Annotated in this window: 14 protein-coding genes and 1 riboswitch; of the genes, 6 read left to right on the forward strand and 8 right to left on the reverse strand. The window is 52.5% G+C overall.

Going from position 1 to position 14,836, the window contains the following annotated elements; genetic code table 11:
- Positions 1 to 134: 134 nt before the first annotated feature.
- The 3 genes from ALFI_RS11085 to ALFI_RS11095 are packed head-to-tail and all read right to left on the reverse strand — an operon-like array spanning position 135 to position 2,411.
- The gene (locus ALFI_RS11085) at positions 135 to 1,064 is read right to left on the reverse strand and encodes a DUF6043 family protein (protein ID WP_014775882.1); all 930 of its coding nucleotides are present in this window, start codon (positions 1,062 to 1,064) and stop codon (positions 135 to 137) included.
- Positions 1,065 to 1,077: 13 nt separating this feature from the next.
- Entirely contained in the window at positions 1,078 to 2,088 is a 1,011-nt protein-coding gene (locus ALFI_RS11090; RefSeq protein ID WP_009597477.1) for a type II toxin-antitoxin system HipA family toxin, read from the reverse strand.
- Positions 2,089 to 2,090: 2 nt separating this feature from the next.
- A complete protein-coding gene (locus ALFI_RS11095; protein ID WP_014775883.1) occupies positions 2,091 to 2,411 on the reverse strand; it encodes a HipA N-terminal domain-containing protein in 321 nt (106 codons plus the stop codon).
- A 214-nt stretch (positions 2,412 to 2,625) separates the two neighbouring features.
- Here ALFI_RS11095 and ALFI_RS11100 point away from each other — a divergent pair, with 214 nt between their 5' ends.
- On the forward strand, positions 2,626 to 3,594 hold the full coding sequence (locus tag ALFI_RS11100) for an IS110 family RNA-guided transposase (protein ID WP_014774638.1): 969 nt from the start codon (positions 2,626 to 2,628) through the stop codon (positions 3,592 to 3,594).
- A gap of 22 nt (positions 3,595 to 3,616) precedes the next feature.
- Here the strand turns inward: ALFI_RS11100 and ALFI_RS11105 are convergent, their stop codons facing one another.
- Together ALFI_RS11105 and ALFI_RS11110 are read right to left on the reverse strand one after the other, a co-directional pair.
- Positions 3,617 to 3,856 (reverse strand): helix-turn-helix domain-containing protein, encoded by a 240-nt coding sequence (locus ALFI_RS11105; protein WP_014775884.1) that lies wholly within the window; start codon positions 3,854 to 3,856, stop codon positions 3,617 to 3,619.
- Between the two features lie 140 nt (positions 3,857 to 3,996).
- Positions 3,997 to 5,346 (reverse strand): site-specific integrase, encoded by a 1,350-nt coding sequence (locus ALFI_RS11110; RefSeq protein WP_014775885.1) that lies wholly within the window; start codon positions 5,344 to 5,346, stop codon positions 3,997 to 3,999.
- A gap of 504 nt (positions 5,347 to 5,850) precedes the next feature.
- Here ALFI_RS11110 and ALFI_RS11115 point away from each other — a divergent pair.
- Positions 5,851 to 6,687, forward strand: a complete 837-nt coding sequence (locus ALFI_RS11115) for a helix-turn-helix domain-containing protein (protein ID WP_014775886.1) — start codon at positions 5,851 to 5,853, stop codon at positions 6,685 to 6,687.
- 223 nt (positions 6,688 to 6,910) lie between these two features.
- On the opposite strand, the gene nrdG is transcribed toward ALFI_RS11115, so the two are convergent.
- Together nrdG and nrdD are read right to left on the reverse strand one after the other, a co-directional pair.
- The gene (gene nrdG, locus ALFI_RS11120) at positions 6,911 to 7,399 is read right to left on the reverse strand and encodes an anaerobic ribonucleoside-triphosphate reductase activating protein (protein WP_014775887.1); all 489 of its coding nucleotides are present in this window, start codon (positions 7,397 to 7,399) and stop codon (positions 6,911 to 6,913) included.
- Positions 7,396 to 9,603, reverse strand: coding sequence for an anaerobic ribonucleoside-triphosphate reductase (gene nrdD, locus ALFI_RS11125; protein WP_014775888.1), 2,208 nt, complete (start codon positions 9,601 to 9,603; stop codon positions 7,396 to 7,398). The genes nrdG and nrdD overlap by 4 nt, the downstream gene beginning before the upstream one ends.
- A 139-nt stretch (positions 9,604 to 9,742) precedes the next feature.
- Positions 9,743 to 9,937: riboswitch (cobalamin riboswitch) on the reverse strand.
- Positions 9,938 to 10,139: 202 nt separating this feature from the next.
- On the opposite strand from nrdD, the gene ALFI_RS11130 reads away from it, so the two are divergent.
- From ALFI_RS11130 to ALFI_RS11145, 4 genes are all read left to right on the forward strand, one after another.
- Entirely contained in the window at positions 10,140 to 11,846 is a 1,707-nt protein-coding gene (locus ALFI_RS11130) for an ArnT family glycosyltransferase (protein ID WP_042493621.1), read from the forward strand.
- Positions 11,843 to 12,211: a GtrA family protein gene (locus ALFI_RS11135; RefSeq protein ID WP_009597359.1), complete on the forward strand. Its 369-nt coding sequence runs from the start codon at positions 11,843 to 11,845 to the stop codon at positions 12,209 to 12,211. Before ALFI_RS11130 ends, ALFI_RS11135 begins: the two co-directional genes overlap by 4 nt.
- A 265-nt stretch (positions 12,212 to 12,476) precedes the next feature.
- Positions 12,477 to 13,415, forward strand: a complete 939-nt coding sequence (locus ALFI_RS11140; protein ID WP_014775890.1) for a hypothetical protein — start codon at positions 12,477 to 12,479, stop codon at positions 13,413 to 13,415.
- Between the two features lie 4 nt (positions 13,416 to 13,419).
- Positions 13,420 to 13,896 (forward strand): hypothetical protein, encoded by a 477-nt coding sequence (locus ALFI_RS11145; protein WP_014775891.1) that lies wholly within the window; start codon positions 13,420 to 13,422, stop codon positions 13,894 to 13,896.
- A 96-nt stretch (positions 13,897 to 13,992) separates the two neighbouring features.
- Here the strand turns inward: ALFI_RS11145 and ALFI_RS11150 are convergent, their stop codons facing one another.
- Positions 13,993 to 14,718 carry a polyprenol monophosphomannose synthase gene (locus tag ALFI_RS11150; RefSeq protein WP_014775892.1) on the reverse strand — a complete coding sequence of 242 codons (726 nt, stop codon included), beginning with the start codon at positions 14,716 to 14,718 and terminating at the stop codon, positions 13,993 to 13,995.
- Between the last annotated feature and the right edge of the window lie 118 nt (positions 14,719 to 14,836).

A 14,836-nucleotide genomic window follows, 5' to 3' on the forward strand; every position in this document is an offset into this window, starting at 1 on the left:
GAGGCGCAGCCTTCCGGCGGTCGGGAAAGCAACGCCGCCGCCCGGAAATCCGAGCGACGGCGCAAATATAATGTTATGATTGAGCGATATTTAAGCGTTTAATTCGCGGTATGTTAAGACGGATTTAACGAGCCTTATTGCGATAGAAAATCTTTTATTTCCCGGATGATGAGGGCTTCGCTGCCCCGGCTGCCGACGGTCGATCCGATGAGCAGCGGTTCCGTCAGGCGGCTGTATGCTTCCTGTATGCCCCGCTCGTGGACGATGCGGATGTCAGATCCGTATTCTGCTTGCAGGGCATTGCGGAATGGCTTGATATTGATTGGAACCACCAGATAGCGTAATTCATCGAGAGCGATCTTCAGACGTGCGATGTCGGTCTGGGTGTGTTTCCTCGTGAGGTATTCGCCGATCTTTCTTCGCAACTCAGCGGGATGTGTGACAATTGGCGAAAACATTTCCACCAATGATCTGGCTGCGCTCGGCCTGCCGGGCTTCCTCTTTTCACCTGCATCTTCGACAAGAAGAGTGCCCGTTGCCCATTCCAGCACTCGGTCGCTTTCGGCCAGCCGTATCGCTTCGCGGTGGGCATCCCAATCCTGCTTGGTGCGCAGTTCTAATTTGATGGAGCGGGAGATTAGCAGTTTGATCGTGGCACTCATGGTCATTTTCTGCAAGAATCCCAGATCGGGCGAACGCCGCAGTTCTTCGCAACGCTCCACCATCCGTTCGAAACTCTTGCCGAAGTAGAGCCAGCAAAGCATCGCCGGAAGGGTGGAATCCTTGCCGGGCTGTTCGCACTCCCGGATGATCTTGCCGGCAAGGTCGTGTTGTCGGGCCGCCTGTTCGATCTCATCGACATGCTCGAACAGTCCTTCATTGGCTTTGTCGGACATGAGGCGCCGGTACCGGGGGATAAGGGACATGGCTTGGAATATGACCGACTGGCACCCTGCATAGTCACGGGCGTTCATCGCCTCTTCGAATGCGGCGTATTCGTCGGGGTGGGTGTTCATCCATTCCCGCAACTTCGCTTTGAAAGCCTCGTATTCCTGCTGGCCCATAAGTCGTTTCCTGTTACAATCCGATTTTCAGGTAAGAATCCCGCCGTCCGAGATACATATTCCGGTAATTCTCTTTCAATTCATCGGATAAATAGGAGTTGGCGATCAGCGTATCTAAAAGCGGATAAGAGGTGCAGAATTTGTCGAGTTCCCGTCGGATAGTTTTGTCGGGGAGCCCTAATCTTTTGCCGAATTCCCGGAAAGTTGTGCTGTTGGTCATTCCATAAGGCATAGATTCGGCGGCATTGTCTTTCAGCAACCCTTTGTCGAGAGCGAATATCCGGTCGTCTACATGCAGTTTGGTATTTATCAGGTCGTATGCCGGGGACAGACGGAAATCGCCTGATTCGGTTTCGAGTACCGAAAAATTTTTCAGATGGGCGTCGCCGTTGCAAATCAGAAAATTGAATATGATGAGATCGAAAAATTTCAGGGTCTCTACTTTCCATGCGGGCAGGTATCGTCGAATTAACTCTCCGCATTCTTCGTATGTCAAGTACTCATATTTGTAATTCTTACCGCCGTTTTGCGTAGTCAGTCCGGCGAGCGATGCGAAATCTTCTTTTCTGCGCTTTGTGCCGTCGGGTTTGACATCGAACCGTTTGGTGATATAAGCCGGTTCTCCTCCTTTGAAAAAGCAAAGTCCGTTTGCGGCGGTTTCGATTCCGAATACCTGTGACGCGATTTGCATGGTCAGATTCTCATTCGCGGAACTATATATCCGGTTGCGGAAATCGCTTAACTTCGGTTTGAGGATATAGTGGCCTTGTTCGCCTTTTTGAGTTAAAGCCAGTTTACCGTTGCGAACGATCATCGAATATTTGGGTTGTACTCCCGACAGCGAGATTCGCTCCTGATTGTGCAGAAACTCTTCTTGGGCTGCGGAATTGTTGTCGTCATCAATGGGTGTATAATCCAAAAATGGAGACACTTGCCGGCCGTCGAACAGATGTTTTATCGCAATCGGAGAGTAGCTGTCATATCCTTCGGCCAATGTGGACGGGCAAATCGTAATCGGGTTCATTGTTATAGGGGTTTTACGGTTACTGCTCCGGCAACATCCGTTTGCGCTGTTGCCAGCAGAATGCCGAAATGGTCGTTTTCATCGATATGCAGCATGCGGGATTGAACGATGCGGTTGCGGCCCTCGGAAAGCATGTTGCTGAAAAAGGGGAACAGATAGGCTGATCTATACTCCTGTTGTGTTTTGGGTAATGTCAGACTGACGGCTGGCTGCATATCATCAGCATAGTATGTATCATCGTATTTGAAAACATATTCAGTCGGCGATATTTCTGTCAATATGCCGGCTAACTTGCCATTCATGTATACTGCCCCTTGTCTCATTGTATATTTGTAATTAGTTAATTAAATTTGAATAGTTAAGACATCAGAGTATGGAATAAGTCCGATCTCTCATTGGTTTTCTAAACCGGGAATTATGTTCTGACCCCATACTCTTTACATCAGAATCCGGATAGTTCGTAAGGTGTCTGAGCCCGTATTCGCAATGAAGGACCAAGATGTAAGCGATGTCGTTAAAACCAAAAAATGAACGGCCATGAGGTACATTGGAATCGACGTGAGCAAGGCTACATTCGTGGTAGCTTACTCCTCCGACAAAGGCGGGGAGATCCGTACTTTTAACAACACGACCGCTGGTATCAGACAGTTTATCGGGACTCTCCCCAAAGACGGCAGTATCCACTGTGTTATGGAGGCGACAGGGAATTACAGCGCCTTGCTGCTGTATATGCTCAATGTCGCCGGAATTACTGTCAGCATGGAGAATCCGCTGAAGGTAAAGAACTTCGCCAAAGCCTTGCTCTCTACGGTCAAGACCGATAAGAGCGATGCACGACTCATTACCTTGTACGGAGAGAAGATGAACCCGCGTCCTTTCAAGGTACAGGGAGAGGCCATCCTGCGGCTCCGACAGAAAAGAACCGTCATTCGCCAACTTACTAAGCAGATTACCGCCATGTCGAACCTTCGTGGCTCTCTTGCATGTCTGCCTGTCCCGGACAAAGGTGCAACTCATACCGTAGACGAAACTATCAAGTTCCTTGAAAAGAAGCGTGACAGGCTCCAGGCGGAACTCACGGATCTTGTCGAAGTGGAGTTCAGCCGACAACTCGCGCTGCTGACGACCATCAAAGGGATAGGCATAACGCTTGCCACGGCGCTCATCATCACTACTGGAGGCTTTACCTACTTCCAAAATGCCAAGCAGGTGTCCCGGTATCTCGGAATTTGTCCCACTTACGAACAGTCCGGAACTTCGGTAAACATCAAAGGGCATATCAACCGAAACGGAGACGCATACACTAGAGGACTTCTCTATATCGCCGCTTGGCCTGCCAGTAGGTTCAATGCCCAATGCAAAGAGACCTATACGAGGCTCAGGCAAAACGGAAAATCGGGAAAACTCGCTATGATCGCTGTCGCAAACAAGCTCATCAGGCAGGCTTTTGCTGTTGTCGCGCACGATAAAGAGTATATCGACGGATTCGTCTCCAACAGACCTTAGTAGGAACCATTCTCCGATATTATTACTCTTTTTCCGCATTTTTTAATATAGTTCGTAATTCATTCCGCTGTTTGATTCCGATTTGTAGTTCCAGCCCCAGTGTATCGAGTATTTTTTCAAGAACTTCGATCGTGGGATTCCCTTCTCCGCGCTCAATTTTTGTGAGCGTATTGATACCCACACCGGCCAATTCCGCAAGTGTCCGTTGCGTTATTTTCAACATCTTTCGGCGCTCTTTTATTGCATTTCCGATTTTGTTCATAAATCCCAATTTGATGTGATTTTAATGCAAATATAGCGCAATTTATGGATAAGTCAAATAAAATCACTGTTTGCTGTGATTTATGATTGCGGGCTAATGTTCGTTGCATTCCGACCGCGCTGCGGACGCAATCATCTCCTTTACGACAACAAATTTACTAATTCTTTTTTCATTTCATCGTCAATGGTGCGGTAACGCGCGAAAGCCTTGCTGCCTTCCTTATGTCCGCTCAAAGCTCCGACCAAATTGGGGTCTTTGACCTGCTTATACAGATTTCCGACGAATGTCCGGCGGGCCAGATGCGACGAGGCGATCTCGTAAAGTACCCTTTTTTCTTCTTCGCGGGTGGTGGGGTTTATGACCGTAACCAACCGCTTCAATCCGGCGGCTTTGAAAATCCGCTTGATCGCCATATTGTATTTCTGCTCGGAGATGAACGGCAGCAGTTTGTCGCCGTCCAGACCTTTGTAACGGGCTGCGATCTCTTTGGCTGTCTGATTCAGCGGAACCCGCACGGTCAGCGGTCGCCCTTCCTTGGTCTTGCGCGGTATGTATTCGATGGCTCCGTCGATCAGATTCGATTTCGTCATTTTCAGCAGATCACCCACCCGGCAGCCGATCAGACATTGAAAAACGAAGATGTCGCGCTGAACGGCCAGTTGCGGATGCCGCATCAGATTCGTGCCGTAAATCTTGTGCAACTCCTCGACCGTGATATAATAAGGCGTTCCGTATGTGCATTCCTCCAACGGGAAATCGTCGAACGGTCGGTTCCGGGTCTTTTTGTTGCTGTTGCACCAGTAGAAGAAAGTTCGGATGCGCGAGAAACAATCCAATAACGTATTCTTTCCTCTGGGTTGCGGCGTGCGTGCTTCGGGTATAGCTTCGTAGATTTCCGGGTAAAGAGCGCAGTAGCGGTATTCATTTTCCAAAAATTCCCAAATATCCCGCAAGGTGTCGGCCGTTACTTGATCGATGTCCAATACGAATGCTTTTTGCCCCCTCTTGGTTGTCCGGATATAAAGTTCATACCGCTGTAATCCTCGTTTGATGACCCGGTAATTCTTTTTGCGGACATCGGAAAGACGGTGCTTCTCGAGGAATTCGTCGAACAATGCGATCAACGTCGGCTTGACGGTTTCTTCCGTGGCCGTTTCGACATTGTACTTTTGCGGATTGTAATATTGTTCCAATGCCTCTTTCAGCCACTCTTTCTGCGGTTCTGTCGTCTGTCGGGACTGATAGGCTTTTTCGAGGTAGGACTTGAGTTTGCGGGCTTCATCGTTGTAATAGGAACGCATTTCGTCGTTGCAAACGATTTTGCTTTTGACCTGTTCGGCCTTGTCATCCCAAAGATTGGGGTTGATGGTGAGCCGGGTCGGTGCGACCATATCTACCTGCCTGCCGTCCCGCAGGCGTGCGTAAATGGTCGCCTTCGATTCTGTATCATAGCGTTTTACGCTCTTTTTGATGATGAGAGTTATTTTCATAGTACCCAGATTCCGGATTGTCAAAGCAAAAATACGAAAAATTCCCCACATTTTCCCCACATCTGCTAAAATATGTTCAATCGGAATTTATTAGATAAAATGATTGGATGTTTATATTCTATTGATTATAAATAAAATAAGTATATTTTTATCTCTATTTGGATTTAATAGAGTTTAATATATTCAAATGCGGCTCCGGGTACTGATTAAGGTGTCAAAACTTTGATTGTCAAGGTTTTGGCGCCTTTTCTTTTTTGCCATGCCCTTCTGCGGCGGTTTGCTTTTCGCAGATTTGTTCAGGCGGTGCCGCTTTTTGAGAAGGAGCGTGATTTTGCCCGTTCGGGAAATTTCCTGCGGCGGAGCATGATATGCGCTTTCGCGTTATGCCGTCTCTCCGGTGCGATTTTGAGTTTTGATACTTAAGTTTGCCATTCGAGTTCAATTTTTGCATTAAGGAGATGCGGGGAAGGCGAATGTCGTATATTTAATGCAATAAAAATCAGCATGCATCCCAAATTCCAAATATATACCGATATTTCGTCTCTGCCGATAAGCGAACACGAGGCCTATCAGGAGGAGGGTTTCTGCGGTATTTGCACGGGAGGTACCGCTGTGATAGAGGTTTTTTCGGTGCGCAGTCCGATTTCCGAAAACGATATCGTGACGATTCTGCCGTTGCAGCTGGTGTCGATCCACGAGGTCAGCAACGATTTCTCGATGACCTTTTTCAAAGTAGACAAGGGGATGTTCCTCGACATCATGAGCGGGTTGGGGAAAATAACCCCGGATTTTTTCTTCTATATGCGGAAGAACTTCCTGTACAGCGTGAACGATGTGGACCGAAACCGGTTTCTGGGGTTTTGCCGGGCGATTGATCTCAGGGGCAGCAACAACGATCCCCTTTTCCTGCGGGAGACCATTCTGCACCTGCTGCGGATTTATTACTGGGATTTCTACGTCCTTTTCCAGCAGAAGACGAGCGCCAAGAAGCGCCCTTTCGTGAATACCAACAAGGAGAATATCGCCATGCGGTTCGCCATGCTGGTCAGCGAACACCACAAAACGCGCAGGGAGGTCGCTTTTTATGCCGATAAATTGTGCATATCTCCCGTATACCTGACCAAAGTCGTTCAGGAGGTAAACGGCCAGTCCGCCCATGAGATGATTGCCGACTACGTCGTTATCGAGATCAAAACCCTGCTCCGGGACGCGAGGCTCGACATAAAGGCCGTGGCGCGGCGCGCCGGCTTTGCCAACCAGTCTTCGCTGAGCCGCTTTTTCCGCCTGCATACGGGCATGTCTCCCACGGAATACCGCCGTACGATCCACGTTACAAGATAAACTCTTGTTCCGTCCACGGTTTCGGAATCCCGTATCGTGCAAACCCGTCCGATGACCGATGTGCGGCGTTCGTAAACAGACACGCCGGTTTTTCTGCCGCTGTTCCGATCGGCTCCGGCGGAGGGTCGTTTTGTTCCGGGAACCGGAGGTAAATCGTTGTATGGCAGACAACGCTAAACTAATCTCCTGTGCTCCGGCTCCCCTGAACAAAACGCCGTTCCTTTTACGGCTTGTGACGGAATTGCTCCGTAATGTCTTCCATTGCGCCCGCAGGACCGATTCTGTAGAGCCGCTGATTGGTCGTCGGTGAAGTCAGCGGCCCCAGCGACTCGACCCACCCGCCCAGTTTGATGTAATCGAACACCTGCGGCGCGAATCCTTCCGGCAACTCCTGCCGTCCCGAATACCAGCCGACGTGCAGGACCGGCAACTCCTGCCGCACGACCTCCGCCAGCCGGGCGATCCGGTGCGGCGCGGCATCCCCGCCCATAAAGCAGACGCAGGTCACCGACCGTCCGTACCGTTCCAGCAGGGCGCGCAGTTCCGGGGCGTCGAGCACATGCCCCGCATCGGCCTGCAGGTGGGGGCTATGACACCCCGGACAGCGGTTCGGGCAGTTGGCGATGTTGATCGCCAGCGTCGTTTCGCCCGGAATCTCCGCGAATACGATGTCGAAATTGTAGTATCGGACTACTGTTTCCGGAGCTGTCATACGGCCTCCTGAGCGGGCGAACTTTTCTGTCCGGCCGGTTCTTTCTGTGCGAACGGTTCCTGCTGCGGGTGCGCACCTTGCTGTCCGGGTGTTTCCGTGCCGCCCGCCGCCGGTTTCATGTTGCCGTAATAGCGGCGTTCGGCCTCCTGCTGGCGTGCGGCCGAGAAGTTCGAGACCCGTTTCATGTAGCCGATCACGCGCGTCAGGTAATCCAGATCGTCGCTATGGCATGCGGGACATGCTTTCAGATAGCGTTTGTCGATATGCCCGCACTTGTTGCAGACCGTATTGGGAATGTTGAACGTAAAGTAGTTGCAGCCCTCGGCCGCGGCCACGCGCAGCAGGTGGCGGTACTGCTCCTTCGAAAGGTGCTCTTCGAGATTCATGTGTAGCGCCGAGCCGCCCGTGAGGTGGTCGATGTAGCGGCGTCCGTGCAGCCGGAATTTGTCGACGACGTTCAGCGACTGGTCCTCGACGACGTAGAAATAGGAGTTGTAGCAGTCGCGCGGCACGGCGTATCCGTCCTCGCGGTCCCATTTGGCGTGCTTCACGCCGACGTTTTCGGCGGGGATCATCTCGCAGTTGAACATCAGCTCCTTGGTGCGGTATTTCTTGTTGTAACGCTCGATCAGCCCCAGTACGTTCTGCACGAAAGCGACGTAGTCGTCGTTGTCGTCGATGCGGATTCCCAGAAATTCGGCGGCTTCGACCAGTCCGTTTACGCCGATGGTCAGGTATTGGCGCGAAAGGTTGATGTAGCCCGCATCGAAGAGCGGCAGCATGCCTTTGGACTTCAGTTCCTTGAGGTTTTCGTTGTAAGCCGTCTGTACTTTGTGTACCAGATCCGTGATCTCTTCCAGATAGGTGAGATAGTGCATGCCGTTCTTCACGGCGTACTGGATGCAGCGGTTGAGGTTGATCGTCAGCACGCTCTTCGAGCCGGTCGAGACGCCGCCCGCGCCGAGCGTGTAGCTGAACCCGTTGTCCTGAATCTCGTTCCGCAGACGGCAGCAGCTCGACAGCGAGTCGGCGTTGTCGCTGATATAGGTGAAGAACGAGTGCCCCTCGGCGTACATCTGCGCCGTGATGTCGCCCCACTCCCGGTCCATCACGTCGCCGTCTTTGGTCAGCAGCGCCATCGTCTCTACCGGGAAAGTCAGCACGGTCTTGGTGCGCTCGCGGTTGAACCACCTCATGAAACGCTTCTGCAGCCACGACAGCGACTCCCAGTGCGGATGCGAACCGTCGGGAAATACGAACTCCCCGAACAGGCTTTCGAAGTAGTAGCGGTCGTAGTAGGCCACGTTCCAGAACACGGCTTGGAAGTTGCGCGCCCCGGTCGGCTGGTTGATCGAGTAGACGATCTGTTCGAAGCAGTCGGTGATTATCTTGTCTATCGTGCGGCGTTTTTTCGAGAGGTCGGCCACCTCGTCGGCCCGCTTGTAGTAATCTTCGCCGTACTCCTGCTCGATGAAATAGTTCATGTACATCAGGAATTCGGGCGTGGCGCATGCGCCCGAAAGCATCGACGACACGATGAAAACCATGTTGACGAATCCGCCGCAGAACGATTTGAGATTCGTCGGACGGGTCGAGTTGCCGCCCACCGAGAGCGTGCCGCCCAAGAGCCACGGATACATGGTGATCGAGGCGCAGTAGTTGGCCATCGACGTCTCGTCGTTCTTGTAGATGAAGTGCTCCTTGAGCAGGTGCAGGTATTTGTCCGACAGCTCCTTGCCGTACATCTCCTTGATGCGGTCGGTCAGCAGGCGGCGGTTCAGGCGGATGAAGTTCTGCTTCGGCAGCTCGCCGATCAGCGTGGCGATATTCTTGTTTTCGACGTTGGCGTTGGCGTCGTATTTCGAGCCGGTCGCCGGGTTCGAGGCGTCGCAGTAGTTGATCAGAAATTCGAGTTTCTCGCGGTCTTCGCGCTCCTCGGTGTGTTTCTGGCGGTAGAGCATGTAGCTCTTGGCCACCGCGAAGTAACGCTCGGCCATCAGCGCCACTTCGACCTGATTCTGAATCTCTTCGACGCTCATGCCGTCGGACACGTGTACGCGGCTCAGTATCGACGTGATGTCGTCGTCGGTGGCGTAGCTGCCGACCGAAAGGAAGGCCTTGCGTACGGCGCGTTTGATTTTCTCGACGGAAAACGCTTTGCGCTTGCCGTCGCGTTTTACGATGTAAAGTTCGGAAATGCCCATATTTTCTCCTGTTTTGTTGTTGGCCGGTTATGCGATAAAGCCCGCTTTTGCCGGCGGACGGCCGCCTGAAAAGCATGGTTTCACCAAAAAAATCAGTGTAAAACAAAGTTGCTGCACCGCTCTATATCCCGAAAGCGGGTGCCGTATATCGGTCAGGCAGGTCTTCTGACTCGCTCCTTCCGCACGCCTTCCCGTCCGACGGACAGTGGCTCTGAGAGTGTGCGGAGCGCAACGGAGCTTACAGCTACGGGGATAGTCCCTGATTTGCACAGGAGTTCCCTTTTGATCCCAAGCCGGCAGCCGCCGGCGGGGAACCTTGACCGGGAGCAAATATAGAGATTGTTTCCGAGGCGGCAATCGTTCGGCGCTCCAATTAATGAACAAATTGTAAACAATACGGCCGACGGCGGCCGACGCGGAAAAAATATGCCGCGTCCGCCCTCATGCGGTGATTTTTCGCAAAAGCTGTCCGCATGCACCTCTCTTTGGGGGCCGGGTGGCGCAAAACCGATAAATTTTGCTACCTTTGCCGCCGTATGAGAGCATCCGTCAAAAAGATATACGCTTCGTTCGGTCCCGACGCCTTGGTCGCGTTCTGGCTGGGTGTATGGTGGATTTGCAACCTCTTTCAGGCCGGGCTTACGGAGCTGGCCAACGACGAGGCCTACTACCATATGTTCGCCGAAAACATCTCGTGGGGCTATTTCGACCATCCGCCGATGACGGCGCTGCTGGTCTGGCTTGGGGAGCATCTCTTCGGCGGGGAGTTCGGCGTGCGGTTTTTCTTTACCCTGCTGCAGCCGCTTTACCTCTTTGTCTTCTGGCGCATCATCCGGCCCACAGATGCCGACCGCCGCGATGCGGGGCTTTTCGTCATGCTCTCGGCCGCGACGCTCATGCTGCAGTTGTACGGTTTTATCGCCGTGCCCGACGGTCCGCTGATGATGACCGCGGCGTTGTTCCTGCTCACCTTCAAATGGTTCACCGAAGGGCGGCGCGCGGCGTGGCTCTGGATGGGTGTGGCCATGGCGCTGATGGCCTACAGCAAGTACCACGGGGCGCTGGTGGTGCTCTTCGCGCTTGCGGCGACCCCCCCCCGCGTGTTCCTGCGTCCGACCCTATATCTCAGCGGCGCGGTGGCGCTGTTGCTGCTCGTGCCGCATTTCGTGTGGCAGTACGAGCACGACTGGGCGTCGCTGGCCTATCATCTGGCGGGGCGTAACTCGGTCTTCCGGCCCGGTTACGTCGCCGAATACCTGCTCAACCTGCTGGTCGTCTTCAACCCGTTCTTCGTGCCGCTCTATGTCCGGTCGTGGATCGCCGTGAAGCCGCAGAACGCCGTCGAACGCGCGCTGAAATTCATTCCGGCGGCGTTTATCGTCTTTTTCCTGCTTTCGACGCTGCGCGGATACGTCCAGCCCCAGTGGGTGATCGTCGCCGTGTTCGGACTGCTCTATACGCTCTTCACCTACGCCCGGCGTCATCCCCGGACGCGCCGCTACCTGATGCGCATGGGGTGGGTGACGCTCGCCCTGATCGCCCTGACGCGGCTGGTGATGATCTTCAATCCGCTGGGCATCCGTTACGAAGTGTTCGACAACCGCACCAGTTACGGGGAGATCGCCGAAATCGCCGACGGCCGTCCCGTCGTTTTCCGCCACGGTTACGCCGTTGCAGCCAAATACGCCTTCTATACCGGCGGAGAGGCCTACTGCCAGCCCAATATCCGCTACCGGACCCACCAATGGCAGTTCCGTGACGACGATACGCGCTTTGCCGGCCGCGAAGTGCTGGTCGAGACGCCTTATGACGAAGCCGACACGACGGGCCGCGTCCGGAGCGTCGTACTGCCCAACGGCAAGCGTTTCACGTGGTTCGTCGATACGCATTTCCATCCGACCCGCCTTGTGGACATCTCCTTCACGGGGCTTCCCGAACGAGTTGCCGCGGGCGATACGCTGCGGCTTTCGCTGCGAATCGAAAATCCCTATCCTTATAACATCGACTTGGGCGGCGACATGTCGCTCGTCATGCTCTGGAAGCACGGTCGTTTCCGCGTCGAGGAGTTCGACACCGGGGAACGTTTCCGGATTCCCGCCGAGGAGGAGATCCGGCGCGAAGTGGCGTTCGTCGTGCCCCGACAGCTGGCCGGGACCGATTTCGACGCCGGCTTCGCCCTGCGCCGGGAAGGGTATACGAATTGGTTTAACGGAAAACCCCTCCGCACGGAGGTTGCGCGATGATCGAGCAGTTTCTCAAATTCTGCATCGTGGGCGGTTCGGGCGTCTTCGTCGATTTCGGAATCACCTACCTCTGCAAGGAGTGGCTGAGGCTCAACAAGTACGTCGCCAATTCGCTCGGCTTTCTCTGCGCCTCGACGACGAATTACATCCTGAACCGGATCTGGACTTTCCACAACGAGAATCCTGACATTACGGGACAGTACCTCCGCTTTCTGGGCATTGCCGCCGTGGGACTTGTCATCAACAACCTGACGATCTGGCTGCTGCACGGCCGTTTCCGCCTGAATTTCTATCTGGCCAAGCTTTTCGCCATCGGCGTGGTCACCTTCTGGAACTTTTTCATGAACTATTTCTTTACGTTCTGACCTCTTTGCTGGAGCGGGCGTAACGATATCGGATTGCCGCCGGAATTGCCGCCGTGTTTTTCGATGCAATTGTCATTATTGCGGTCCGCAACCTTTGTATGTGTTATAAAATCCAAGGTTTGATGAAAATTCAATTTTCATCAAAATATATTATGAAATATTTAGTAAGTGTATGTGGGATATTTAATGTTTTATAGTATTTTAGGTTTTGGATATCCGCTTGTGTTCTCAAATTCAAATTTTGTGTCACTAACTTTTCAGTTTTATGAAACGTATTACATTGATTGTGATCGGTTTTGCGATCTTCGCAATGTCGTGTCAAACTCAGGAAAGCGAATCCGCCACGAATTTTCCTTCTGAAACGCCATTGCAAGCGGGTGCGGAACATAATCTTTATTTACAAGAGATCCTTAATTATTTTGGCGAGAATCCTGATGTTATGACGCGTGCTTCAGGGACCGCAGAGGATTTTATCAAACAGATGGCAAGTGTGCAGACGGCTGCATTGAAAAATCAGAATTTCAGAAACATGTCCACTGCACAGATAAATGCCTTTGTGCGAAATTGTGTGGATGTTTCGGTTGATCCGGCAATTATTGCTGCCGTTGAATCCTCCCTGCCGACGAAAGGTTTTTCCATTATTCCCGAAATGAATCGGGACGCCCCTTTGACTTCTGCCGTGAAAGGTTATATGGAGGAAGTGGAGCGTCTTGAAACTGCAAATGATTCTGATGCTGTATTTAAATCTAAAATGCAAAAAGCATATCTGACGTGGTATCGTGCGGCTGACGATGACGATGATCGGAAGTTGATCGCAGATTCGTATAATGTCTTTTTGGGTTCTTGGGAATATTGGACGGACAATGGTAGAGCGTGGGAGATTGGATTGAAATCTACCCGTACGATTAAGTCGTTCCTCAAGAAACTTGTTATTGCAGATGTTAAAGCAACAGCATGGGCTTGTTGGAAAGCAAAAATATATGCTCTCGTATTCTGGAAAGCTATGCTTGCAGCAGGTGCTTCCGGCAGTGCATATGCTGCGATTCGTTATTTGGTTTTTTATGAAATAATTTTCCATGCCAGCGCTGACGGCATGGGATATTATCGGATAGGAAATCAGATGTTCACAGTGGAAGAGGTGAAAAATATGCTTTGCAGGGAGATTGCACGCCAAAATCCTGAGCTGAATTTGTCCGTCGAATAGGCGTATGCTGCGGATCGTTGCCATAACCCTGATTCAGGGGATGTTGCCCGCTATTTTCGGGTTGGTGTTTTTATGGATAAAATCGGACGTAACCCTTATCGCTCCGTGGCCAATGCTGATGCTGTTTATCTTCTTTGCGAATTTGCTGATCGTTGCGGCAGGTTGGAAATATCTCGGCGTTACGCGGAGCGACAGGCAGGCGCAAGCCATACTTATGTTCCTTGCCGTTTTCGAGCCGTTATTGACCTATAAAGTGCTTATTGCCGAGGGAACGAATTTGACGCCGTGGGTGCAAATCGCTTGTTATTGCGCCGGACAGGCTGCTGTCTGGGTCACAATCGTCTGGGGGCCAGAGATATCCGGCTATTTTATGCAGCGACGTTGGGATAAAAAGGTGCTATCCGGAGAAAGGAAATTTCCGTCTCGCAAAGAATTCTTGGAAAAGCGGGAGCGGCACCGGGCGCAGAGATACAAAAAATAGTATCTCATAAAATAGACGAAGAAATTACATAATCCGATCCCGACAAAAATTTTTTACTTTTGGTTAGGATCGGATTTAAATTCTAGTTTTCATATTCTATGCTTTTTTCGCGGCCCTGATTTTGCGCAGCGGGAGTCCCAGCACGCCGAAGAACGCTTCGCGGAAGATGCCGCCGCTCATCTTGGAGGTGCCCTCGCGGCGTTCGACGAAGATGATCGATACCTCCTTGAGTTTCAGCCCCAGCCGCCACGCCGAGTATTTCATCTCGATCTGAAAGCCGTATCCCTTCATCCTTACGGCGTCGAGGTCGAGCGTCTCCAGCGCATGGCGCGAGTAGCAGACGAATCCCGCCGTCGCGTCGCGCAGGGGCATGCGCGTCACGATGCGCACGTACATCGAAGCGAAGTAGGACATCAGCAGACGCGACATCGGCCAGTTGACGACGTTTACGCCCTGCACATAGCGCGAGCCGACCACCACGTCGTTGCCCTCGGCGGCGGCTTCGTACAGCCGCACCAGATCGTCGGGATTGTGCGAGAAGTCGCAGTCCATTTCGCAAATGTAGTCGAATCCGTTGTCCAGTCCCCAGCGGAACCCCGTCAGATAGGCCGTTCCCAGCCCCTGTTTGCCGCTGCGCTCCAGCAGGTGAAGCGTTTCGGGGAACTCTTTCCTGCGTTGCCTGACGATTTCAGCCGTCCCGTCGGGCGAACCGTCGTCGATGACGAGCAGTTCGAAAGGTTCGGGCAGCGAAAAGACCTTGTCGATCATCGCCGAGATGTTTTCCTTCTCGTTGTAGGTCGGAATGATTACCAGTTTGCGCATAGGGCCTTGTTTTCGGATTTTCTATACAAAGGTAGCATTATTTTGCAAAAACGCGCCGCCCCGGCTCTTTTTCTGCGGGGACGGCGGATATTTCCGGCGCTTTGTGCGGGAGCCGCGC

Source organism: Alistipes finegoldii DSM 17242 (genome assembly GCF_000265365.1).
Lineage (GTDB): Bacteria > Bacteroidota > Bacteroidia > Bacteroidales > Rikenellaceae > Alistipes > Alistipes finegoldii.

What these genes read in the sequence shown, in the direction of transcription:
- ALFI_RS11085 (WP_014775882.1), bottom strand. Translation starts at nt 1,064, where the DNA reads ATGGGCCAGCAGGAATACGAGGCTTTCAAAGCGAAGTTGCGGGAATGG.
- ALFI_RS11110 (WP_014775885.1), bottom strand. Translation starts at nt 5,346, where the DNA reads ATGAAAATAACTCTCATCATCAAAAAGAGCGTAAAACGCTATGATACA.
- nrdD (WP_014775888.1), bottom strand. Translation starts at nt 9,603, where the DNA reads ATGGGCATTTCCGAACTTTACATCGTAAAACGCGACGGCAAGCGCAAA.
- ALFI_RS11130 (WP_042493621.1), top strand. Translation starts at nt 10,140, where the DNA reads ATGAGAGCATCCGTCAAAAAGATATACGCTTCGTTCGGTCCCGACGCC.
- ALFI_RS11140 (WP_014775890.1), top strand. Translation starts at nt 12,477, where the DNA reads ATGAAACGTATTACATTGATTGTGATCGGTTTTGCGATCTTCGCAATG.
- ALFI_RS11115 (WP_014775886.1), top strand. Translation starts at nt 5,851, where the DNA reads ATGCATCCCAAATTCCAAATATATACCGATATTTCGTCTCTGCCGATA.
- ALFI_RS11090 (WP_009597477.1), bottom strand. Translation starts at nt 2,088, where the DNA reads ATGAACCCGATTACGATTTGCCCGTCCACATTGGCCGAAGGATATGAC.
- ALFI_RS11095 (WP_014775883.1), bottom strand. Translation starts at nt 2,411, where the DNA reads ATGAGACAAGGGGCAGTATACATGAATGGCAAGTTAGCCGGCATATTG.
- ALFI_RS11105 (WP_014775884.1), bottom strand. Translation starts at nt 3,856, where the DNA reads ATGAACAAAATCGGAAATGCAATAAAAGAGCGCCGAAAGATGTTGAAA.
- nrdG (WP_014775887.1), bottom strand. Translation starts at nt 7,399, where the DNA reads ATGACAGCTCCGGAAACAGTAGTCCGATACTACAATTTCGACATCGTA.
- ALFI_RS11145 (WP_014775891.1), top strand. Translation starts at nt 13,420, where the DNA reads ATGCTGCGGATCGTTGCCATAACCCTGATTCAGGGGATGTTGCCCGCT.
- ALFI_RS11100 (WP_014774638.1), top strand. Translation starts at nt 2,626, where the DNA reads ATGAGGTACATTGGAATCGACGTGAGCAAGGCTACATTCGTGGTAGCT.
- ALFI_RS11150 (WP_014775892.1), bottom strand. Translation starts at nt 14,718, where the DNA reads ATGCGCAAACTGGTAATCATTCCGACCTACAACGAGAAGGAAAACATC.
- ALFI_RS11135 (WP_009597359.1), top strand. Translation starts at nt 11,843, where the DNA reads ATGATCGAGCAGTTTCTCAAATTCTGCATCGTGGGCGGTTCGGGCGTC.